This is a genomic window from Gammaproteobacteria bacterium (genome assembly GCA_013816845.1).
In the GTDB taxonomy this organism is placed as follows: Bacteria; Pseudomonadota; Gammaproteobacteria; order DSM-16500; family DSM-16500; genus Aquicella.
Genome location: JACDDU010000001.1, coordinates 182797 through 206583, shown reverse-complemented (window position 1 = coordinate 206583; position 23787 = coordinate 182797). Strand labels below are relative to the sequence as shown.

Genomic DNA, 23787 nt, shown 5'->3' with positions numbered 1-23787 from the left:
TAGAATATAAAATTAAAAATTATACTAATCAATTCAATCTCATTCCTGATATACAAAAATTTAAATTTTACTTACGTAAATTATTATTAGTATTATCTTTATTATTATTATTATTATTATTATTATTATTTTCCGAATCACTTTCGCTTACATTTCCTAAACTATGAAAGAACTTACTATGGCTTTTATCAGTATCCATTCCCTCATGTTTCTCATCGATAGGAAATTTTCCATGCTCTCGCTGCACTCGGATTTTGGTTGTTATCTCTTTCAACTGTAATTCTTCAAAGATTTTGTTTAGATTTCGTGAATGTTTAATAAAATCTTGCGCACCTAACAACTTATCTAAAAACATAGGTTCAAAATTTTTACTTAAATCTCCAGGTGAAAGTTTTTTTGCATTGATTACAACTTCGCAAACCTCTTTAGCAAAAAGAGGATCTGACAGTTTTGTTATATACCCATCTTGTGCCTTGTTCATTTCCTTTTCAGACTTCCTAATTTCGTTGAGACTTGCCAACATTTCAATATGGACTTTATCTGATCTAGAATCGCTCATATTGTCCCCGTTTTTGAAGTTTAATTTACTTATAACTTATTATAGCATTTTGCTTGCACAACTTATTTTATTATAAATCAAATGTTTATAAACATTTTCTTAAATACTCTGTAAGTTATCAAAGCTAAATCAAATTTTATCCTTTAAAGTAAGCCTGTAACTTAGAAAAGTAATTTAATTATGTAGTAGCTTTTTTAAATTTCTTTCAAAAATCACACTCTAATCTCCCATTCCATCCCGGATAGAAATCTGTTCTAATACAAACCCAAATAGGCTGCTTTTCACAGGTGTTTTGTGTCGGATTATTTAACGGAAGAAGAACAAATAGCGCTTTTAAAGAATTGGATTAAGCAATATAGCTTCGTGATTATTGCTGGAATTCTACTTGCCATTGCTCTCGTTGCGGGAACACGTTATTGGCAACAGCGGCAAGCTAAAATAATGAGTCATGCGAGTGCGGTTTATGATGAGATGATCGCTTTACGCAGTCAAAATGATGCCAAAGGAACCACCGTTCAGGCTAAAAAACTGATTGCCCATTATCCCAGCACAACTTACAGCACGATGGCAGCTTTAATGTTAGCTCGTGATGCGGCAGAGTTAAAACAATATCCTGAGGCAGCTAAACAATTGACTTGGGTTATTGACCAAAGCAAAGTTTCTTCATTTAAAGATATTGCAAAGATTCGCTTAGCGCGAGTCCAAATTGCACTCAATCAACCGGCAGAAAGTTTGAAGGTTTTACAGCGTATTGATAATAAACAATTTAAAGGATTAGCTGATGAAGTAAGTGGAGATGCTTATCTTGCCTTAAAAGATCCGCAGTCAGCGCGTCGACATTACCAAAAAGCTTTGACTGAATTACCTAATGCTGAAATTATTCGGCCCTTATTACAAATGAAATACGATAGTCTTGCGACTATTACTTCTTTAACTGCTTGATCCGAGTTGATTTCATGTATTCAAAAAAAATAATAAATATTCTAACTTTATTGTTCATTGGTTTGTTAGCGGGTTGTAATGGATTTTTTGAAACAGACAATGCACCTTCACCTGCGCCGCTACCACGTTTCAAACCAGAAATTTCTCCCCACGCTATATGGTCAGCTCAAATTGGCAGCGGTACAGAAGAATATTTAAAAAAACCGATTGGATCCAATAGTAATGCTATTTTTGTAACACGCCAACGTGGGACTGTTGCTAAAATCAATAAACAGACAGGCCGAATTTGTTGGCAGATTAACACCACATTTCCAATTACCACGGGTGTCGCAGTCAATGAAGATGTTGTAGTCTTTGGCACGCAAAAAGGCGAAACAGTTGCATTAAGTACGCTGAATGGTGCCATGTTTTGGCGGGCGCAGGGACCCGGTGAAATTTTAGCAACGCCTGTACTCGCCCAAAATCGGGTCGTGGTTAAATATACCAATGGCTACGTCCGCGCTTTAAGTTTAGAAGATGGACATGAACTTTGGTCCTATCAGCAAACTGAACCGGCGCTCATCTTACGCGGGTCGAGCACACCTCTCGTTAAAAATAATAATGTAATTGTTGGTTTTGCTAACGGAAACTTAGCAAAGTTAAATGCTAATTTAGGCGATCAACTATGGAGTCAACCAGTTGCTATTCCCCAAGGTGCTTTTGCCATTGAACGCATGGTCGACATTAACGCGGATCCTGTCATGTATCATGACGATCTTTATGCCGCAACGTACCAAGGTAAAATTGCAATGTTAAATTGGTTATCAGGTACCCCACAATGGACACGTGATATTTCTTCCTACACAGGCATGGTTGCTGATCGTGATGCTGTTTATATTTCTGATGCGCAAAGTCACCTTTGGTCTTTCAACGCCCAAACCGGTGCCACCCATTGGCAGCAAGGAAAACTTTTAGCGCGGGGCATTACCGCACCTGCTGCATTAAGAAATTATTTAATTGTTGGTGATCATGAAGGTTACATTCATTGGCTGAGTAAGGATGACGGCCGTTTTGTTGCACGTACGACTTTAGGTGGCCCAATCTATACAGCACCGCTCGTTGATGAAAATGAGATAGTGTATGTATGGACTGCTCAGGGTCAACTTACAGCTTATAAAAGTTAATATTCTATGTTACCCGTCGTTGCAATTGTTGGACGTCCGAATGTTGGTAAGTCGACGCTTTTTAATCGCTTAACCCGCACGCGCGCTGCGCTTATTTCAGCTTACCCTGGCATGACACGTGATCGTCAATATGGTGACGTGCATTACGATGATCAGCATTTCATCTTAATCGATACAGGTGGTATCGCTGAAGATGAAAATGAAATGACTGATCTCATTACGCAGCAAGCGATGCAAGCGATCGAAGAAGCAGACAAAATACTATTTATCATTGACGGTAAAGCAGGGTTAACACCCGCTGATTACACTATTGCGGAAATTCTACGAAAAAAACATAAACCTATTGTTCTTGCGGTAAATAAAACAGAAAGTGTTGATAAGCATGGCATTTTAACCGATGCTTTTGAATTAGGCTTAACAACACCGGTTCCCATCGCTGCCATCAATGGGCAAGGCTTAACTGAATTAATCATGGCGTTAAAGCTCTCTGATGAGCCTCAAGAAGAAGTGGTGACCAGTGGGATAAAACTTGCTATCGTGGGTCGTCCAAATGCCGGTAAATCAACGTTAACCAATCGCATGCTGGGTGAAGAACGCGTTATTGTTTCAGACATCCCTGGTACCACACGCGATAGTATTTATATTCCCCTCTCTCGTCACGGTCATGATTACACTTTGATTGACACAGCAGGTGTAAGACGCCGGAGTAGAGTTGATGAAGTCCCTGAAAAGTTTTCTGTCGTTAAAACTTTACAAGCCATTGAGGGAAGTAATGTTGTCTTGTTTCTCATTGATGGTCGCGCAGGCGTCATGGATCAAGATCTGAAGTTGCTAGGATTTATTTTAGAATGCGGAAAAGCTTTAGTTATCGCTGTAAACAAATGGGATAACATGTCTGAGAGTGAACGGGAGCAAACGCGAAGAACGCTGGATCGTCATTTAGACTTTGTTGATTTTGCCCGGATTCATTACATTTCTGCGTTACATGGCTCAGGTGTCGGGACTTTATTTGAATCGGTAAATGAAGCTTATGCTTCTGCGAATAAAAAACTTTCAACGCCAATTTTGACACGTTTACTACAACAAGCTCAATTGAAACACTCCCCACCCCTTGTGAATGGCCGGCGTATTAAATTACGTTACGCACACGCTGGTGGTCAGAATCCCCCAAGAATCATTATCCACGGTAACCAAATTAAAGCCCTTCCAAGAAGTTATCAAACCTTTCTTTCGCACTTTTTTATTAAGAAGCTCGAACTTCACGGGACACCGGTCTTCATTGAATATAAAGCGAATGAAAATCCTTATGAAGATAAAAAGCGGCGAACCTAATATTATTGCTGCTATTTGTAACGTAAGGTTGATTTCACGTGGCACACGCATCTAAAGTTTGCGCGTAACGCTTACAAGACCGCGTGCTGTCCGCACAGGATAGCGGCCTAGTACGAAGCTTGAGTCTTCTAGCCCGCCGCCCTTGCGAAGAATCTTCGCAGCAATGAACTACGATCCCGCCCTAAAGCCCAAGTCTAAGCAGAAGGCGTTACCGACGTTCTTAATCCCGAAAATTCGTAAACTGAAGAGGAACCTCAACTTTTGCTTCTTTCAGCATCGCAATGACTTCTTGTAAATCATCACGTTTCTTCCCTGTGACTCGGACTTGCTCGCCTTGGATGGCAGCCTGAACTTTAAACTGTTTTTCTTTAATCAACTTAACTATTTTTTTTCCATTCTCAGTGTCGATTCCTTGCTTAACAGTCACAACCAATTTGGCTTCATTTAAATTGCTATGGATTTCACCGTACTGAAACGCGCGTATATCTAAACTTCGCTTAGCGAATTTATTTTGCAAGATTTCATCGACTTGTTTTAATTGAAATTCATTGGGCGCAAAAAGTGTTATTTGCTCCTTATTTAGTTCCAAACGAGCATTTGTACCTTTAAAATCAAAACGAGTGGTTACTTCACGATTAGCTTGATCCACGGCATTGGTAATTTCATGCATATCAAGGTTTGAAACAATATCGAAAGATGGCATGACCGACTGGGCTCCTTCATTTTAAATAAGATCAATTGGCTATAATTTACCAGATTTATTTTTTTTCGCGAACCTTTCAATACCCTATCAGAATATGCTTTTTGAACATGATTATTACCTTGACAGGTTTCATGGGGATTACTACGATGCAGCCTTGCTATTATAAAAATGAGTTTCTTCTCAATGCCGTTAGAGTCTATTCGCACTTTAGTGAAGGAAGACCTTCAAGCCACGGATCGATTTATTATTTCTCAGTTGGATACCCACATCCCACTGATTAAACAAATTATTGAATATATTTTGACCTGCGGTGGCAAGCGGGTACGCCCCTTAGTCGTACTGCTTAGTGCCAAAGCTTTATCCCATAAGGGTAAACAACATGTTGATTTAGCAGCAGTCATAGAGTTAATCCATACGGCTACCCTCTTACATGATGATGTAGTTGATGGATCAACTTTACGTCGCGGCCATCAAACAGCTCATACCATTTGGGGTAGTGAAACAAGTGTTTTAGTAGGTGATTTTTTATACTCACGTGCTTTCCAAATCGTTGTGGATTTAAAACACCAAACAATTTTAGAAGTTTTCGCCAAAGCAACCCATTACATTGCGGAAGGTGAAATATTACAATTAGTTAATTGTAATAATCCCGACACGACCGAAGATTTTTATTTTGATATTATTCAGCGTAAAACAGCTAAGCTATTTGAAGTTTCAGCTCAGCTCGGCGCCATTTTATCGTCCGATGTAGATAAAGATATTTTAGCGATGAATGATTACGGAAGACATTTGGGTCTTGCTTATCAACTCATTGACGATGCACTTGATTATCACTTTTCTTCTGATCAAACGGGGAAAAATATAGGTCAAGATATTTCCGACGGGAAAACAACGCTGCCCTTAATTTATGCAATGCGTAAAAGTAATGCTGCTCAACTTGATATTATCCGCGAAGCGATTCAAACCGGCTCCAGTAATAATTTGTCGAAAATATTAGAAATAATTGCCTCAACAAAAGCAATTAAATATACCGCTGATGCCGCTAAATCACATGCAATGAAAGCTAAACAGGCTTTATCTTACATTGCCCATTCGCCCTATCGTAAAGCTTTAGAAGATTTAAGTGATTTCGTCGTAAACAGAACTTATTAGAGTTCAACGGGGTGTAGCTCAGCTTGGTAGAGCGCTGTCTTCGGGAGGCAGAAGTCGCAGGTTCGAATCCTGTCACCCCGATAATTTCTAATGAGTTGCTACGTATCAGTTATTTCAAAGCTACACGGATTTAGAATCCAGATATTTTATTCGCCAAAAAATTTATTATTTATATTTTAACCAAGCTAAGTTTAACAAGCTTGTAGTAATAATATTTTCCTACTTATAGCACTGCCAGTTAATATAGGTGTCCATTTAATTTTTAATATGCTCTAGCATCCTCTACCCAATGTTTAAGCTCGACTTGTTTTGATTTTATTAGATTGATGAAACTTGATCCGAAGCTGAGCGGTGGTAGATATTGATGAGTATATCCACCTTCAACACCAAAATCATATCCTAGACGATACGTTGCATCCAAATCTAGTGGGTAAAAGCTTACTTGGTGACCGTAGTTATCTAATAATTCAAAGCGACGCTTCATTTCTCCGTTAACTATTAGTTCCTCACTTAAAGCTTGAGCATAATTAGCAGGTACAAAACGTTCGATATAACCAATAACTTTACGATAATACACATTGCCTTTTACACTATTCCACCCGCCTAAGGCATCATAGTTGTTACCAAGTAAAAGAATACCATCAAGGAGGATTTGAATATTGAAATGCTTGCCTGTTTTAATAGTTTTTTTAGGTTCCAAATAATTTCGAAATTCTTGCAGGGGCACGCCACAGATTCTTTCTAAATCTTTGTATTCATCGCCAGCTGGGGAGGCGTGAAGTATACAATTAAATACTTTAGTCACGGCTCTTTTATCCTTTACTACTCGAATATTTTCTTTCTCCTCCCATCCTGCAGGGAATTGTTCCCGCACTTGTGCTGTAAATTCAGTATATCCACCTGGCATTTCAAGTAGAGCACGCTTAACAACTTCTGCTATTTCAGGTTGTTTAGCATTATTCAAATCTTCTGCGCCCAAAGCTAATTGAAGGGGTGTACCTTGGATTTTCCGTCCGGAATAATCTTTTACAAGCACCTTTTTCAATAAAAGATTTCTATCGAATCCGTTTTTTAGCAGTTTTACCACTTCGTTTTTTTGACCTTGAATAATTGCAGTGGCTAATCGTTGCAACTCATTTATATTATTCTCAGAAGTGATAACTATAGTTGAATTTGAAAAAACCGAATCTACAAAACAGATATTAATAAAAGTTAAGGATATTACGAAGAATAAAAGATTTTTTAATGTCATGACTTGAATCCTATCTTATTAAATCAAAAAAAAAATCAAACGGTCATTTCAACACGAGATATGAGTAAGATTTTCTACTTGTTTTGAAGCTTACCTCATAACATTAAGTAACGGGTATGATAAGTCAATGGTTATTAGAGTTTTTTCAACGGGTGACTGAAGTCGAAGAGGCCGATTCCGTCAGCCCGATTATATTTACTCGTCTTAAAATCCTTCTGCACATTGCACATAAAACTGCTAAAATAGCTGCTTTACCTTAACGCCCTAGTCTCTTATGAATAAACGAAAAGCAACCCTTCACACCCTTCCTATTGAGCAATTGACGCGCGGCAAATATCAACCGCGACAATATTTTGACCCTGAAAAATTGCAAGAATTAGCTGACTCCATTAAGAGTACAGGTGGTTTAGTTCAACCGATTGTGGTTCGCATGATCAAAGATCAATGCTACGAAATAGTTGCCGGTGAAAGACGTTGGAGAGCCGCACAACTAGCAGGTTTAGATGAAATCAGTTGTCTCGTGTGCGAATATACTGATGAGCAAGCCTTACAAGCTGCGATTATTGAAAACATCAGCCGCGCTGATCTGAATCCCATTGAAGAGGCGCAAGCCTATCAACGTTTAATTGACGAATTTCAATACTTACATGAAGAAATTGCAGCTTCAGTAGGTAAGTCACGAGCAGCTATTACTAATTCTTTACGTTTATTAAAACTTGAACCCAGTATTCAAGTTTATTTAATTCAAGGCGAGTTAACTGAAGGTCATGGAAAAATTCTTGCAAGCTTGCCAACACATCAACAACTAGCTCTTGCGGAACGGGCTGTTCGATATGGTTGGAATGTTCGGAAAGTAGAAACCGAAGCCAAAAAATTAAACCCACCCACAATACCTGAAAGTAATTACAGCGATGCCAATATTAAACATTTAGAAGTTGCTCTTACAGAACATGTTGGCAACAAAGTGCATATTGAGTGCGAACAACAAGGCGGGGGTTTCGTTCGGATTCGTTTTAATAACATCGACGAATTAGAAGGACATTTTGTTAAGATTGGATTTAAATATGAAAATTAAGAGCAGTCAGAGTTGTTCGTAAAGGGTGAATTTTCTATAAATAAACCTTCGATTTGATTAAGTAAAGGAAGGTTACCTTCCAACAAATTCTTTTTAATGAGTGTAGAAAACGTTACCCATTCCAAGTCTTGCCCTTCAAGACCACTCGGCAAACCATCAAAGTCGGTAACCACCCAAAGGTTAAGACAAACACTTTTATCCGGGTAATGATGAATATATTCGCCCCAAGAAGAAGCTGTTTTAACGATTATGCCTAACTCTTCTTGGAGTTCACGCTGCAATGCTTCCAAACGTGTTTCTGCAGGTTCAACCTTGCCGCCGGGAAACTCCCAATAACCAGCATAAGGTTTTCCTGGCGGCCGTTTGCAGAGGAGAAGTTTACCTTCTTGCTTGACTAAACCTACCACGACATCAATAAGCATTAACTTTGATTCAACTTACCATGGCAATTTTTGTATTTCTTTTCTGAGCCGCAAGGGCAAACATCATTTCGACCAACTTTCGGGCGATCACGCGTATAGGTTTCTGCACCAAATTCAACTTGCTGAACATTAGTGTAACTCGCAGTTTCTGGTTGAAGCATATCAACTTCAGCGTGTTGATATTCCATCGCATTGGCATTGAAAGCCAATTGCCGCTTGGCTTGCATTTTTTCAATATCATCTTCAACTTTTACTTCAAATTTACTTAAAGCAGAGATGACTTGATAATTCACTTTATCTAATAATTCAGCAAATAATTCAAAGGATTCACGCTTATATTCTTGCTTTGGATTTTTTTGAGCATAACCGCGTAAGTGGATACCTTGACGCAAATAATCCATTGCAGCTAAATGCTCACGCCAGCACGTATCTAATGTTTGCAACATCACCGCTTTTTCAAACTGGCGCATGATTTCTGTACCAATTTGTGTTTCTTTATTTTGATAATGTGTTTTGAAAGCTTCTTGAATGCCGGCACGAAGCTTTTCCTCATCCATCGATTTATCTTCTAGCCATATTGCAAGTGGTAATGAAACATTAAAATCATTCGCCAATCGATCCGTCAGCCCGGCTACATCCCACTCTTCTTCCATACTGTGCAGAGGAATGAATAAATTGATTGTTTGCTCTATTACGCGAATACTGATGTCGCTAATCATTTCACCAATTTCGCTTGCTGATAACAGTTCATCGCGTTGTCGATAAATAACTTTACGCTGATCGTTGGCAACATCATCGTATTCTAGTAATTGTTTTCGTACATCAAAGTTGTACGCTTCAACTTTACGTTGGGCATTTTCAATGCTGCGCGACAGCATGCGGGATTCAAGCGCAATGCCTTTTTCCATACCGATACGTTTCATAATGGCTGTTAAACGATCGCCACCAAAAATACGCAACAAATTATCGTGCAAAGATAGATAAAATCGGGACTTACCCGAGTCACCTTGACGTCCGGATCGACCTCGTAATTGATTATCAATACGACGAGATTCATGGCGCTCTGTGCCTAAAACATATAAGCCGCCGGATTTGACGACTTCTTCATGACGAAGTGCCCAGGCTTTACGGCGTGAAGCGACCTCCTCTTCACTCGGTTGATCCAAAGCTTTTAATTCAGCTTCTAAATTACCACCTAATACAATATCTGTTCCTCGCCCTGCCATGTTAGTCGCAATGGTAACGCCTCCAGGACGTCCGGCTTCAGAAACGATTTGCGCTTCTTTCTCATGAAACTTAGCGTTAAGAACTTGATGAGGAATTTTTTCCTTGGTCAATAACTTAGAAAGGTGCTCGGAAGTTTCAATTGAGGTTGTGCCAACTAAAATAGGTTGCTTGGTTTCATAAGTTTTTTTAATGTCTGTAATAATGGCTGCATACTTTTCTTCCGCAGACATATAAACAAAATCAGGATGATCTTGACGAACCATATCTTTGTGCGTTGGAATGACAATAACTTCTAAACCATAAATTTGCTGGAACTCATATGCTTCTGTGTCAGCCGTTCCTGTCATGCCGGATAATTTTTGATAGAGACGGAAATAATTTTGGAAAGTGATGGAGGCTAAGGTTTGATTTTCTTGATTCACTTTAACATTTTCTTTGGCTTCAACCGCTTGATGTAAACCATCTGCCCAACGTCGTCCTGGCATCGTGCGACCCGTATGCTCATCCACGATCACTACTTCGCCTTGCGTGACAATGTATTCAACATCGCGATGAAACAAAGTGTGTGCGCGTAAGGCTGCATAAATATGATGCATAAGCATAATGTTTTGTGCGTCATAAAGACTTTCGCCTTCTTGCAATAAACCCGCTGCGGTGAGTAAATCTTCGACGTTTTGATGACCCTCTTCGGATAAATGCGCTTGTTTAGATTTCTCATCTAAACTGTAATCGCCAGGGCCTTCTTTATCGGCTTGCTTGGTTAAACGTGGAATAATTGCATTAATTTGACGATATAAATCGACACTTTCTTCAGCTGCACCGGAAATAATGAGTGGAGTGCGCGCTTCATCAATTAAAATTGAATCGACTTCGTCGACAATGGCGTAGTATAGCGTGCGTTGTACCTTTTCATTTAAGCTAAATACCATGTTGTCGCGAAGGTAATCGAAACCAAATTCATTGTTCGTGCCGTACAAAATATCTGCAAGATAAGCTTGCTGTTTATCTGCGGGAGTCATGCCGGTTAAGTTAACTGCAACCGTCAATCCTAGAAATTCATATAAAGGACGCATCCATTCGGCGTCACGCTTCGCCAAATAATCATTCACTGTTACAACATGCACCCCTTTGGAGGGTAAGGCATTAAGATAAGCCGCCAGGGTTGCAACAAGCGTTTTACCTTCACCGGTACGCATTTCAGCAATGCTGCCGTTATGCAAAACCATACCGCCAATGAGCTGGACATCAAAATGTCGCATATTCAGCGTACGTTTCGAAGCTTCTCGCACCACGGCAAAAGCTTCGAACAATAATTGATCAAGCGTGCTGCCATTTTGGAGGCGCAAGCGAAGTTCAGCCGTCTTGCCGCGCAATTTATCGTCAGATAAAGCAGAAATTTCAGGCTCTAAAGCATTGATTTTCTCAACTGATTTCCATAATTGTCGAAGAACGCGGTGATTGCGGCTACCTAAAACATTGGTGAAAATGCGATTTAACATGATTGATGGTCATACCTGGCAAAATACAAAAGAGGGATAGTTTAACAAAAAAATTAGAAATTGTAGTGTATATTCATTAGCATTATGGCTAAGACTATTTATTTAGTTGAGATCATTGTCATCCAGGCCTTATCTCGCTATAAAATGAATGAGGGAATTTTAATAATTTTAATGCCAAGTGCTTGGCCATTAAGGATTTCTTGTTGATATGCATAAAATCACCTCCAAAAAAATAAGTAATTTCTTAAAGCCTAATACACAAGGTTTTCAGCAAGTTTTGAACAAAGCTGTTTACCTCGATGCTCTGAACCAAGCTTTTAAGGGGTTCGTTTCGCCTTCGCTCAAAGCTAATTGCTTAGTTGCCAATGCAACGGAGAACCAATTAATTATTCTCGTTAGCAATGCAGCTCTCGCCACCGAGCTACGGTTTCAAACGTATGATTTATTACAAACCCTTAAAACGCATTCGCTTTTCAAAGACATTAAGACCATTACTCTCAAAGTAAGACCGTTTGCTCCACCGCAAAGTAAGCGTTTAACGCCTGAAATTCAGCGCAAAGTTCCTTTATTACAACCACAAACGGCCAAAATAATGCTGGATTGTGCAGAAACTATAGAAGACGCGGCGTTGCGCGCCGTGATGTTGAAACTGGCTAAACATACAAAATGATTTAAGCTTCGACGAGAACGGGACGTGCGTAAGAAATAGGAGCTCGTTTTGTATCTGCAAAGGTTACAAATTCCCACGCATCCTTGTGCACTAACAATTCTCTTAACAATCGATTATTTAAAGCATGTCCAGATTTATGACCACTAAACGCACCTACTAAGCTTGAGCCTAACAAATACAAATCCCCAACTGCATCTAAAATTTTGTGTCTTACAAATTCATTTTCATAACGTAAGCCATCTTCATTTAAGACACGAAAATCATCAATGCCAATTGCATTATCCAAGCTCGCACCGCGTGCTAAATTCATTGCTTGCAACTTTTCAAAGTCAGCCATGAAGCCAAATGTTCGTGCTCGACTTACTTCTTTCACATAGGAAAGACTGGAAAAATCTAAGGTGGTGGTTTTCACATCAGAACGAAAAAGAGGATGATCAAAATCAATAGTGAATGTTACCTTAAAACCATTAAAGGGTTCGAAGCAAGCCCACTTATCGCCATCTTTAATTTTTATTTTCCGTTTAATACGAATAAATTTTTTCGGCTCGTATTGTTCTTCAATGCCAGCTGACTGGATTAAAAAAACAAAAGGTCCTGCACTACCATCCATAATTGGAATTTCTGAGGCCGTGACATCCACAAAAGCATTATCAATTCCCAATCCAGCAAAGGCAGATAACAAATGCTCAACGGTCGAAACTCTAACTTGACCCTTCATCAGGGTGGTCGACAACGTAGTATCACCCACATATTCAGCAAGGGCTGGAATTTCTACAATAGGATTGAGATCAACGCGTCGAAAGATAATACCGGTATTGACAGGAGCTGGGCGCAGCATAAGCTCTGCTCGCTCGCCTCCATGCAGTGTAATGCCTGTCGCTTTAATGACATTTTTAAGCGACCGTTGTCTGATCATTCCTTGCTTATGAATATTCATAATATCTGAACATACTACCATAACTTGATTTTTTTTTGTAAACATAAATAGAACAGAACGCGCTTATCCTACGGGCTCTATTTCTCGTGCTTTTTTATCATGTTTGGTCCCCAATCGCTATTCTTTTTTATACTTATCTTTCCGCAAATAAATTACTTTAAGTTTGAAACTTATCGCTTTGAATAGATTGCATCGAGAATAGGATAATCGGGTAACGCTGTTGACTTGTAACGCGTTAGACGGGAGCCTAAGCCCTGTGAATGCAAAATCCAGATGGAACGGATTTTACATTCAGGCTATTTTCATTCTAGTTAAGCCACCGTGTACGAATGTGCACCAACACCTCGTAAGGCACCATTATGAACAATTAAATATTGATCGCGGATTGGCTTTTTTTGCAACCAACATTCTAGAATTTCTCGAACCCCCGCAGCATAACGTGTTTGAGCAGAGAGTGTGGTTCCAGATATATGGGGCGTCATCCCGTGATATGGCATCTTACGCCAGGGATGGTCAATTGGTGCAGGCTGGGGATACCACACATCACCCGCATAACCCGCAAGCTGCCCGGACTCTAAAGCTGCGACAATTGCATTCGCTTCGCAAATTTTACCGCGCGCTGTATTGATTAAATAAGCACCGTGCTTCATTTTACTTATCATTTCAGTGTCGAATAAATGTTCAGTTTCGGGATGAAGAGGACAATTAATTGTAACCACATCACATTCTTTTACCATGGAAGCAGCATTTGCGTGATAGGTTAGGTTTAAATCTTGCTCTAAATGATGGGGCAAGCGGTATTTATCAGTGTAATGCAGATGAACGTCAAAAGGTTTTAAACGCTTCAATACACTTAAACCAATACGCCCCGCGCCTACTGTACCCACGTGCATGCCTTCTAAATCGTAGGAACGCATTGCACAATCTGCGATATTCCAACCTTCTTTCAAAACCCATTGATGAGAAGGTATATAGTTGCGAACTAAAGATAACACCATCATCACGACATGCTCAGCCACACTCGTACTATTGGAATAAGTAACTTCCGCAACGGTGACATCTGCAGCAATGGCTGCTTCTAAATCGACGTGATCGGAACCAATTCCCGCAGTGATAATTAGCTTTAGATTTTTAGCGTGCGCGAAACGTTCGCGCGTCATATAAGCCGGCCAGAAAGGTTGGGAAATAATGATTTCCGCATCTTTTAATTCCTGGTCAAAAGTAGAGTGAGAACCCTCTTTATCGGCAGTCACGACCAATGTATGCCCAGCCGCCTCTAGAAAGGAACGCAAACCTAATTCACCCGAAACGCTTCCTAAGAGCGTGCCGACTTGAAAGTCAATGGCTTCCGGTGTAGGTAACGATTGACCATCTGGATAACGTTCCAGAAAAGGTAAATCTTTACGTGGATAAGATTGTGGAAAGCCGGTAACAGGATCATCGTATAAAACGCATAACACTTTAACCATTGAAAATTCCTTTTCTTTCAAATTCACGTTGACTGGAAATTTTTACACGCTACAACCTTTTCTGTATCGGGTTGTGGTTTAATAGCACAAGCAAGGGAAAATAAACTTTGCGATAACAAAGCTGTTTTCTTTTTGGATTCCTCTAAATCTTTTGCTTGAAATTGTTCTCTTCTTTTTAAAATCATTTCAAACTTTGCAATAAAAGGTGCCAAAGATTCGGGGCGCTCTTCCATTTTATAAGCAGTTAATGCTTTCAGCATATTGAAAATATCTGCGGAGTGAGTATAACTTAAATCGTATATATCAGAATAAAGATTTGTGAAACTTACATTTTTAGCTTGTTCGTAATCTTCATCCGCCGTAGCAGGATAGCAGCTAACCCAATTTCGCCAAAGATATAAAATTATTTTTCCTATACTAAAATAATCACTCCGCTCATCACGTGTTTTATTTTCGTAGGTCTCAGGAGCGATATAGCAAAACGTGCCAACTCTTTCATGAGGCGTAAAACCCTTTAATTTCGCAAAACCGAAATCGATGAAACGAATACTTACAACGGTCTCATTGGCATAATCGACTTCAATCATTATATTTTCTGGTTTGATATCCCGATGGATGATGCCGTGCGCATGGACTTGCTCCACTAAAGCTTTTAAAAGAGCAATGGAGATTTTAAGACGAAGGTTAGTTGACATAGGATCGTCAAAATCTCGATCCAGCACGGCAAATAAATCTTCTTTTTTATAACGCTTAATTGTCATAAAACTTTCACAACCCAGTTGTCCTTTGTCCACTATAACGGGTGGTTTAATTTTAACACCTGCAAGCTTACTGAGACGATATTCATTTTCTAAATTGGGGCGTGATTGATAATGGGGCTTGTCTTTAAAAGAATGTTGCTGATTTTTAATAACATAGTCTGTTGCTTTAAATTTAAAGGGTTCATTCACTCGCTTCGTTAAGGTGCCAAAACCTTGAGTAACTGATTTACGCACTGTTTTATTGGGGCTCTCAAGCTCATAATTAAATGCATCATAATGAAACGTACCTGGCTCTTTTCTACATGGCCTTTTGTACAGATTATAAGGTAGGCTGAATCGATCAAGAGAACCATTTTTTAAAGGATATTTTGTGTTGGCTTCAAGCAAAAGTACATCAGGACTATCGCTCCAAAAACTACTCAAAATTTGATCATCGTTTTTGGTGAGTTCAGCAAGATTTTTTATAATTATTGTCATATGCATTTCCCCAAGTAGATATGCACATAAATAATCATAGTTGACGCTAAAATTAAAGTTTTTTAACGCGAATTAAACGAAACGTCCATCTATTGAACGCAAATAGAAAAACGCTGAATAACATTAAAACAAAGGATTAAGCTTCTTCTTCTTTACGACGCAAAAAAGCGGGAATATCGAGATAATCAATATCATGAATACTTTCAGTGACAGCGTAACTTTTTGGGGCACTAGCAGCTTGTTGATGCGAAGTGTGTTGCGCTGAAGAGCTAGCGCCTGTGTGTAAATTGGGCTGAATACCTACTTGTCGACGCATAATCGCCGGCTTTTCCAGCTGAATATAATCGACCTTATTTTCAGGTTGACGTATGTTTTCGAGCATGGGCATTTTAAGCGCTGTAGCCACTTGTTTACGGCCAAGACCAGTGACAATGACCGTGACCCGCACTTCGTCCCTCAATTCAGGATCAATAACAGTTCCAACAACCACGGTTGCACCGTCGGAAGTAATATTTTTAACAACTTCACCCACTTCTTCGAATTCACCAATCGAGAGATCTAAGCCGGCAGTAATATTGACTAACACACCTTTTGCGCCACTTAAGTCAACATCTTCTAATAAAGGACTTGCGATAGCTGCTTCCGCAGCAAGACGTGCGCGGTTATCACCTGAACCCACACCGGTACCCATCATTGCCATGCCCATTTCAGACATCACAGTACGAACGTCTGCAAAATCAACATTAATCAAACCAGGCCGTGTAATTAATTCAGCAATACCTTGGACTGCACCGCGTAAAACATCATTGGCAGCTTTAAAGGCGTTAATCAACGTAACATTTTTACCTAACACGCTCAGTAACTTGTTATTCGGAATCGTAATAAGCGAGTCGACATATTGCGTTAAGTTTGCAATGCCTTTCTCTGCTGTTTGCAAACGCATACGACCTTCAAATGAAAAAGGCTTGGTCGTTACTGCAACGGTTAAAACACCTAATTCTTTAGCAATTTGAGCAAACACAGGAGCTGCGCCTGTTCCGGTTCCACCACCCATGCCCGCTGCGATAAAAACCATATCCGAACCATTTAACGCCGCCCGAATTTTTTCTCGATCTTCCTCAGCAGCACGGCGACCTACTTCGGGATTTGCCCCTGCGCCTAAACCACGCGTTATTGTTTCACCAAGTTGTATAATCGTATTAGCGGAAGAATTTTTTAATGCTTGTGCATCCGTGTTGGCACAAATAAATTCAACACCTTCGATGTGACCTGCCATCATATGTTCGACGGCATTTCCACCGCCACCGCCAATGCCAACGACTTTGATTACGGCGTTTTGTTGACAAGTATCCAATAATTCGAACATATTTGCCTCTTCCCAATCAGGATATTGAATTAGAAATTTCCTTGAAACCAGTTTTTCATTCTAGACCACAAGCTTTTCATACTTGGCTGACTTAACGTATTTTCACGTAGACTATTTCTTTGTTTCAAGCCATACACTAACAAACCTACGCCAGTCGCGTAAATAGGATTATTAATTATATCTGCTAATCCTGTCACTTGATGAGGACGACCGATGCGCACGGGCACTTTAAAAATACTTTCGCCTAATTCTTTTGCACCTTCAATCTTGGATGCACCCCCAGTTAGGACGACGCCTGCAGAAATGATTTGCTCTAATCCACTTTTTTGTAATTCTGCAAGGGCTAACGTAAACAATTCTTCGTAACGTGCTTCGATTACTTCGGATAATGCACGTCTGGGTAACTTTCTGCCTGAACGATCACCAATCATCGGGATATCAATCATTTGATTGGTATCAACTAAATCTTGCAATGCGCAGCCGTGATTGATTTTTATTTCTTCTGCATTACGCGTCGGAGTTCTTAGTGCAATGGCAATATCATTTGTGACTTGGTCACCCGCAATAGGAATGACAGCAGTGTGTCGAATCGCACCATCTGTGAAAATAGCAATATCACTTGTACCACCGCCAATATCTATCATGCAAACACCGAGCTCTTTTTCGTCTTCCGTAAGAATAGATTGGCTCGAGGCGAATTGTTCTAAAACAATATCACTGGTTGTTAAACCGCAACGCTTCATGCATTTCACAATATTTTGCGCAGCGCTCACCGCCCCTGTGACAATATGGACTTTAGCTTCTAAGCGCACGCCAGACATACCTACCGGTTCACGAATAGAATCTTGGTTATCAATTATATATTCTTGCGGCAAAACATGGAGAATCTTTTGGTCAGCAGGAATAGCAATTGCCTTAGCAGCATCAATAACGCGATCGATATCGCTTTGAGAAACTTCATGATCACGAATTGCAACAATGCCATGCGAATTTACACTACGAATATGACTTCCCGCAATGCCGGTATAGGCTGAAAAAATTTCACACCCTGCCATGAGCTCTGCGTCTTCTACAGCGCGCTGAATGGATTGCACGGTAGACTCGATATTAACAACCACACCTCTTTTTAAACCTTGAGAGGGATGTGAACCGAAGCCAATTACGTTTAATTTTCCATCGCTAGCCGACTCACCAACGAGGGCGACGACTTTGGAAGTACCGATGTCGATTCCAACAAGTAAATCTTTATTTGGCTTCTTTGCCATAATTATTCTTCCAGTTCACTAGAATAATTCTTGACCCTATTAAATGCCAATCCCCTTATGCACGATACGAATCTTTCCAACGTATCGCCATGCCATTAGCATAACGTAAATCAACATATTCTACACTTTCTGCGCGCGTACCCACAATTTTTGGATACACTTTCACAAAATGATCTAAACGAGTCAAAATGTCTTTATGGCCGATTTGCAAAGTGATTCCATTTGATAACATCACTTTCCAATGATAGTAAGGTGTCAATTCTAAATAAGAAATTTTAGCATGTAAGGGCGATAATAAGCGATTAATCTCGTCATAATATTTTAACATAATCATTTGCTTACCATCGGGGCCGCGAAATTGCGGCAAATTGTTCGGATACGTTTCTTTCTTGGGACTAAAGATCACACCGCCGTGACTTAGCAAGGTCCCACCATTCCAATGTGCAATTGCTTTTTTTTCTACAACACGCACTTCAATTTTATCTGGCCATTGACGTCTGACAAAAATATCTGATGCCCAAGGTAATTGACGCAACCGCTCCCTAATTTGATCGACATTCACTGTAAAGAAACTTTTTTCCACTAAAGGTGAAACGAGGAATTTCATTTCGTCATGATCTAAGTGTTCGGAACCAAAGATTTGCACCTTTTTAATTGGAAAGATTTGACTGAGTTTAAGTTGATTGATTAGAAAAAAGAGAGAAAGAACAATTGCACCAAGCAAAACAAATTTAAATGAATGGTTCCAGCTAGGAAAAGGAAACTTTCCTCTTCTTATATCCATTGAAGATTACTCTTTGCTGGTTTTTGTCGCCTCATTGATGCCTACTGCCTTACCAATAATGCATACTTCTGGTATTAATCGTACACCGGTTTTTTGATAAACGATAGAGCCAACTTGGTTTATTAAATTTTCAATATCAGCAGCGGTAGCATGACTTTCGTTAATAATAAAATTGGCGTGCTTACTTGAAACGCTTGCGCCCCCTATCCGCAGTGTTTTTAAGCCACATGTTTCAATAAGTCGCCCAGCAAAGTCATGCGGTGGATTTCGAAAAACCGAGCCACAATTAGCGGTTCCCGTCGGCTGCGAATGATTACGCTTTTCAAGTAAAGTTCGAATAGCTTCTAATGATTTTTCTTTAACACCCGGTTGCAGCGTAAAATGACCTGCAACAAACCATTCATCAACCGGCTTTAATACATGTCGATAGTTGACTGTAAAGTCACTTAATTTTCGCGTTCTAATATTTCCACTGCGATCAATCATTTCGACAGCTTCAACAAATTGCCAAGTCTCACCACCAAAACAACCTGCATTCATTGCTAACGCACCGCCAACGGTGCCTGGAATACCGGCCATAAACTCAAGTCCTGTTGTTGAAAGTCTTGCAGCACTTCGAGCAAGTTTAGCTGACGATACCCCCGCTTCTGCACGAATCTGGTTAGTTTGCACTTGGGTAATTTTATCTAAACCCCCTTGGGTAATGATAACAACACCATCTACCCCGGCGTCGCGAACCAAGGTATTGCTACCCAACCCAAGCCAGGTTAACGGAATCGTTTTAGGAAGCGATTTCAAAAAAATTGAAAGATCTTCAAGGTCTGCAGGAATATAAATGTATTCAGCTGTCCCACCTGTTCGCCAAGAAGTGTAGTCGGCGAGTGTACTGTTTTTTAATAAACGTCCACGTATTGCAAGTTCAGCTGCTTCTACTAAATCATTCATGATCGCGCCTTCGTATTTTTTAAATCCATTACCCTGCTGATTCCTGTAAAGAACTTGCAGCAAGCTTTGCAGCTAATGCCCCTATGTTGCCAGCACCTTGCATTAATAAAACATCACCCGCAGTTAATTCACTTGCGAATAAGAGGGGCAAATTACTGTGGTTATCAACGAAGATGGGCTCTATTCTTCCGCGATCCTTGATTGCCTGAGCAAGGGTGGGTGCATCTGCACCTTGGATAAAAGCCTCACCGGCAGAATACACATCAAGCAATAAAAGTTTATCAGGTAAATTAAGTACGTCACAAAAGTCTTTAAATAAGTCGCGTGTACGCGTGTAACGATGCGGTTGATAAACCATGACGACGCGACGATCAGGCCAACTTTCACGGGCTGCTTGTAAGGTTGCAGCAATTTCTCGGGGATGGTGACCATAGTCATCAACTAGAGTAACTTGGCCGCCCGTGGGTAAATCAAAATCGCCATAAATCTGGAATCGACGACCAATCCCAGCAAAGTGGACAAGCGCTTCTGCAATGGCACGGTCTTGAATCTTTAATTCAGAGGCAACCGCAATTGCTGCTAATGCATTTAAAACATTATGTCTTCCCGGGATATTCAGTATCACATCGATTGGCACTTGCCCTTTGGGTCTAACCACAGTGAAATGGGTTTGCATCCCAGATTGGGTATAACCTTCGGTTCTGAAATCTGCGTCTTCAGATAAACCATAAGTTAAAATAGGACGAGAAATTTGCGGTAATAATTCACGAACGACAGGATCGTCAATACATAATACAGCCAAGCCATAAAATGGAAGACGATGTAAAAATTCTAAGAATGTATCTTTCAGTTGAGAAAAATCATTGTTATATGTGCCCATGTGATCCTGATCGATGTTTGTCACCACCGAAATCATGGGTTTTAAATAAAGAAAGGATGCATCACTCTCATCGGCTTCTGCCACTAAGTAATGACCTCGACCTAATCGCGCATTACTACCGACGCTGTTTAATCGACCCCCCACAACGAAAGTTGGATCGAGCCCCGCTTCTGCCAAAATACTCGTGATAAGACTGGTCGTGGTTGTTTTACCATGCGTGCCGGCAATCGCGATCCCGTAACGAAATCGCATCAATTCACCTAGCATTTCAGCGCGTGCCACGATGGGAATTCTTGCCGCGCGCGCAGCCATTAATTCAGGATTATTGGCATCAACCGCAGTTGAACGAACGACAACATCTGCTTTGAGAACATTACTTTCATGGTGGCCATGATAAACGGTTGCACCCATAATTTTTAGCCATTGGGTTAGCGCATTTTCGCTAAGGTCTGAGCCTGAAATGACATAGCCCTGTCTTAACAAAATTTCTGCAATCCCAGCCATCCCAACGCCACCAATCCCTACGAAGTGAACGTGCTTAATATGCCCCATTTCAAACATCCAACTCAAAGCGCTCTCCTTCTTAATCTATATATAATCAACTCTTCTGTTATGTTGCCATTTTACACAAAAATTCCTTAATGTGCTGCATTTGTGGCCTGTGCCATCACGGCGTAAATTTTTTCGGCCACGGAAACTTTTCGCAATGAATAAGCTGCTTTCGCCATTTTTAAACATTGATCTTGTGAAATTGAAAAACTTTTAATTAAATCAGCTAGCTTTTGGGGAGTTAATTCTTTTTGCTGTATACACAGAGCTGCATTTTTATTGACCATAAATAATGCATTAGCAGTCTGATGATCATCGACTGCATATGGGTAAGGAACTAAGATCGCGCCAATTCCAGCCCCACAAAGCTCAGCAATGGTTAGCGCACCAGCGCGACATAAAACCAAATCTGCCCACGCATAAACCTCACTCATGTCATTGATAAAAGAATGCAGTTGAATTTCAGGACTAAGAACATTCAAGGTTTCGTAAATCGTCTTTGTTTCGATAAAAGTTTTATTTCCCGTTTGGTGAATAATGAGCGGCCTTTCATCTGGTTTTAATAAGGCAAGGGCCTTCGGCAACTGTTCATTCAAAGCTTGCGCCCCCAAACTTCCGCCTAAAACTAACAACCGGAAAGGTGCATAACGTGATTGGAATCGATCGATCGGAGGGGTTAAATTTTCAATCTCGACACGCACTGGATTACCTGTTGTCACCACACGATGAGAGGCTTTAAATGTTTTGGGAAAAGCTTCTAAAACTCGGGTTGATAGTCGGGCCAACAATTTATTTGTCATGCCAGCTTTCGCATTTTGTTCATGGATAAAAAGGGGGTATTGTAATAACCAACTTGCAACACCTCCCGGACCGCTAACGTATCCTCCCATCCCAATGACTGCATCGGGTTTAATTTTTTTAATTTCCCAGTACGCAGCCCACGTTGCTTGAATTACTTTGAAAGGGGCTGCGAGAAGTGTCCGCCATCCCTTTCCACGGATTCCCTTAATGATGAGGGGATGGAAATTAATATTCGCTTTGGGAACTAAATCAGACTCCAACCCAAAAGGCGTTCCTAACCAATGCACTTGAACGCCGCGTGCTTTTAAACAAGCCGCCAACGCAAGGCCTGGAAACACATGCCCTCCTGTGCCGCCCGCCATAATAAGTACACGAGATAATTTTTTTTCTGTCATCACGATGTAATACCTAATTGATGTAAACGATTTTCATAATCAATTCGTAAAATTAACGCAATCGCAATGCAATTTACCAAGAGACTACTCCCTCCATAGCTCATTAAAGGTAGTGTCAACCCTTTCGTCGGAAGTAATCCGGTATTGACTCCCATGCTGACTATAAATTGAATCGCAATCCATAACCCCAATCCATAAGCGAGAAAACCTGAAAAATGTAAACAAAGTCGTTGGGCCTTTCGACCGATAAAAAGAATGCGACACGTTAAAAGCAGAAATAAACCAATGATACATAACGTACCAAACAATCCTAATTCTTCTGCAATCACAGCAAATAGAAAATCAGTATGAGCTTCGGGAAGATAAAGCATTTTCTGCACGCTTTTACCGAGCCCAGTTCCGAAAAAACCACCCCGCCCAAAAGCAATTAAAGATTGAGTTAATTGATAACCGCTATCGAAAGGCCGTGCCCAAGGATCCATAAAACTAGTGAGACGCAATAAACGATAGGGTGCAGAAATTGCAATAACGGCTAAGGCACTGACTGCTAATCCCAGTAAAGTTATGAAATGTTGTAAACGCATGCCTGCCAAAAACATCATCCCCAACGTTGTTGTTAAGACGACCACCGTCGCACCGAAATCCGGTTCACGTAACAGCAAGACAGCAATCACACCTAAAATTAACATGGGTTTTAAGAAGCCAGTTAGTTTTTGCTGTATCTCAGCATTACGCCTGACAAGATAGCCTGCAATATAAACAACGACTGCAAATTTTGTTAATTCGGAAACTTGAAAGCCTAAGGGTCCAATTCCAATCCAGCGAGTGCTGCCGTTCACACTGTGACCCACGCCAGGAATAAGCACGAGCGCAAGAAGAAGCATCACGCCTAATAGCAAATAACCTCCCACATGCTCCCATTGATTCATTTCAATGCGAAAAATTAAAGTGCCCAGGCCTAGACCTGCGGTTAAAAAAATTAATTGTTTGATGAGAAAATAAAAAGGTTGATGGTAAAGCTTATCAGAAATCACAATCGATGCTGATGTCATCATGAGTAAGCCAAGAGCAATAATAATAACGAGAGTGAGGATGAGCCATTTGTCATACAGCGGAGGGGCTGTAAAGTTTTTTCGATCTGTTAGTAAGGATGAGCGCATAA

At 40.3% G+C, this 23787-nt stretch carries 21 protein-coding genes and 1 tRNA gene; 7 read left to right on the top strand and 15 right to left on the bottom strand.

Annotated features, from left to right (window positions below):
• Positions 1-67 precede the first annotated feature (67 nt).
• A complete protein-coding gene (locus H0W64_01020) occupies positions 68-559 on the bottom strand; it encodes a hypothetical protein (protein MBA3660289.1) in 492 nt (163 codons plus the stop codon).
• Between the two features lie 294 nt (positions 560-853).
• Here H0W64_01020 and H0W64_01015 point away from each other — a divergent pair, with 294 nt between their 5' ends.
• Genes H0W64_01015 through der form a run of 3 tightly spaced genes read left to right on the top strand, consistent with a single transcriptional unit; the run spans position 854 to position 3996 of the window.
• On the top strand, positions 854-1501 hold the full coding sequence (locus H0W64_01015) for a tetratricopeptide repeat protein (GenBank protein ID MBA3660288.1): 648 nt from the start codon (positions 854-856) through the stop codon (positions 1499-1501).
• Between the two features lie 14 nt (positions 1502-1515).
• Complete coding sequence (bamB, locus tag H0W64_01010; protein ID MBA3660287.1) at positions 1516-2664, top strand: outer membrane protein assembly factor BamB; 1149 nt, start codon at positions 1516-1518, stop codon at positions 2662-2664.
• Between the two features lie 6 nt (positions 2665-2670).
• Positions 2671-3996 carry a ribosome biogenesis GTPase Der gene (gene der / locus H0W64_01005; GenBank protein ID MBA3660286.1) on the top strand — a complete coding sequence of 442 codons (1326 nt, stop codon included), beginning with the start codon at positions 2671-2673 and terminating at the stop codon, positions 3994-3996.
• Between the two features lie 220 nt (positions 3997-4216).
• On the opposite strand, the gene H0W64_01000 is transcribed toward der, so the two are convergent.
• Positions 4217-4699 carry a YajQ family cyclic di-GMP-binding protein gene (locus tag H0W64_01000; protein MBA3660285.1) on the bottom strand — a complete coding sequence of 161 codons (483 nt, stop codon included), beginning with the start codon at positions 4697-4699 and terminating at the stop codon, positions 4217-4219.
• Between the two features lie 183 nt (positions 4700-4882).
• On the opposite strand from H0W64_01000, the gene H0W64_00995 reads away from it, so the two are divergent.
• Both H0W64_00995 and H0W64_00990 read left to right on the top strand, forming a co-directional pair.
• Positions 4883-5851: a polyprenyl synthetase family protein gene (locus H0W64_00995; protein ID MBA3660284.1), complete on the top strand. Its 969-nt coding sequence runs from the start codon at positions 4883-4885 to the stop codon at positions 5849-5851.
• Positions 5852-5858: 7 nt separating this feature from the next.
• Positions 5859-5932: transfer RNA gene (locus tag H0W64_00990), tRNA-Pro, on the top strand.
• A gap of 181 nt (positions 5933-6113) precedes the next feature.
• Here H0W64_00990 and H0W64_00985 read toward each other — a convergent pair.
• Positions 6114-7103: a hypothetical protein gene (locus tag H0W64_00985; GenBank protein ID MBA3660283.1), complete on the bottom strand. Its 990-nt coding sequence runs from the start codon at positions 7101-7103 to the stop codon at positions 6114-6116.
• 274 nt (positions 7104-7377) lie between these two features.
• Between H0W64_00985 and H0W64_00980 the strand changes: the two genes are divergently transcribed.
• On the top strand, positions 7378-8178 hold the full coding sequence (locus tag H0W64_00980; protein ID MBA3660282.1) for a ParB/RepB/Spo0J family partition protein: 801 nt from the start codon (positions 7378-7380) through the stop codon (positions 8176-8178).
• Here the strand turns inward: H0W64_00980 and H0W64_00975 are convergent.
• Both H0W64_00975 and secA read right to left on the bottom strand, forming a co-directional pair.
• The gene (locus H0W64_00975) at positions 8175-8600 is read right to left on the bottom strand and encodes a (deoxy)nucleoside triphosphate pyrophosphohydrolase (GenBank protein ID MBA3660281.1); all 426 of its coding nucleotides are present in this window, start codon (positions 8598-8600) and stop codon (positions 8175-8177) included. The two genes, H0W64_00980 and H0W64_00975, sit on opposite strands and share 4 nt — an antisense overlap.
• Positions 8600-11326, bottom strand: coding sequence for a preprotein translocase subunit SecA (gene secA, locus H0W64_00970; protein MBA3660280.1), 2727 nt, complete (start codon positions 11324-11326; stop codon positions 8600-8602). Before secA ends, H0W64_00975 begins: the two co-directional genes overlap by 1 nt.
• A gap of 208 nt (positions 11327-11534) precedes the next feature.
• Between secA and H0W64_00965 the strand changes: the two genes are divergently transcribed.
• On the top strand, positions 11535-11996 hold the full coding sequence (locus H0W64_00965) for a DUF721 domain-containing protein (protein ID MBA3660279.1): 462 nt from the start codon (positions 11535-11537) through the stop codon (positions 11994-11996).
• 1 nt (position 11997) lies between these two features.
• Here H0W64_00965 and H0W64_00960 read toward each other — a convergent pair whose 3' ends face one another.
• From H0W64_00960 to ftsW, 10 genes are all read right to left on the bottom strand, one after another.
• Positions 11998-12912 (bottom strand): UDP-3-O-acyl-N-acetylglucosamine deacetylase, encoded by a 915-nt coding sequence (locus tag H0W64_00960; GenBank protein ID MBA3660278.1) that lies wholly within the window; start codon positions 12910-12912, stop codon positions 11998-12000.
• A gap of 332 nt (positions 12913-13244) precedes the next feature.
• On the bottom strand, positions 13245-14402 hold the full coding sequence (locus tag H0W64_00955) for an NAD-dependent formate dehydrogenase (GenBank protein ID MBA3660277.1): 1158 nt from the start codon (positions 14400-14402) through the stop codon (positions 13245-13247).
• 23 nt (positions 14403-14425) lie between these two features.
• Positions 14426-15640, bottom strand: a complete 1215-nt coding sequence (locus tag H0W64_00950; GenBank protein ID MBA3660276.1) for a protein kinase — start codon at positions 15638-15640, stop codon at positions 14426-14428.
• A 136-nt stretch (positions 15641-15776) separates the two neighbouring features.
• Positions 15777-17006, bottom strand: coding sequence for a cell division protein FtsZ (ftsZ, locus tag H0W64_00945; GenBank protein MBA3660275.1), 1230 nt, complete (start codon positions 17004-17006; stop codon positions 15777-15779).
• 29 nt (positions 17007-17035) lie between these two features.
• Positions 17036-18271 carry a cell division protein FtsA gene (gene ftsA / locus H0W64_00940; protein ID MBA3660274.1) on the bottom strand — a complete coding sequence of 412 codons (1236 nt, stop codon included), beginning with the start codon at positions 18269-18271 and terminating at the stop codon, positions 17036-17038.
• A 55-nt stretch (positions 18272-18326) separates the two neighbouring features.
• A complete protein-coding gene (locus H0W64_00935; protein ID MBA3660273.1) occupies positions 18327-19055 on the bottom strand; it encodes an FtsQ-type POTRA domain-containing protein in 729 nt (242 codons plus the stop codon).
• Positions 19056-19061: 6 nt separating this feature from the next.
• A complete protein-coding gene (gene murB / locus H0W64_00930; GenBank protein MBA3660272.1) occupies positions 19062-20000 on the bottom strand; it encodes a UDP-N-acetylmuramate dehydrogenase in 939 nt (312 codons plus the stop codon).
• A gap of 28 nt (positions 20001-20028) precedes the next feature.
• The gene (gene murC / locus H0W64_00925) at positions 20029-21441 is read right to left on the bottom strand and encodes a UDP-N-acetylmuramate--L-alanine ligase (GenBank protein MBA3660271.1); all 1413 of its coding nucleotides are present in this window, start codon (positions 21439-21441) and stop codon (positions 20029-20031) included.
• A 77-nt stretch (positions 21442-21518) separates the two neighbouring features.
• Positions 21519-22625, bottom strand: a complete 1107-nt coding sequence (gene murG, locus H0W64_00920) for an undecaprenyldiphospho-muramoylpentapeptide beta-N-acetylglucosaminyltransferase (protein MBA3660270.1) — start codon at positions 22623-22625, stop codon at positions 21519-21521.
• Complete coding sequence (gene ftsW, locus H0W64_00915; GenBank protein MBA3660269.1) at positions 22625-23785, bottom strand: putative lipid II flippase FtsW; 1161 nt, start codon at positions 23783-23785, stop codon at positions 22625-22627. Before ftsW ends, murG begins: the two co-directional genes overlap by 1 nt.
• Positions 23786-23787: the final 2 nt, after the last annotated feature.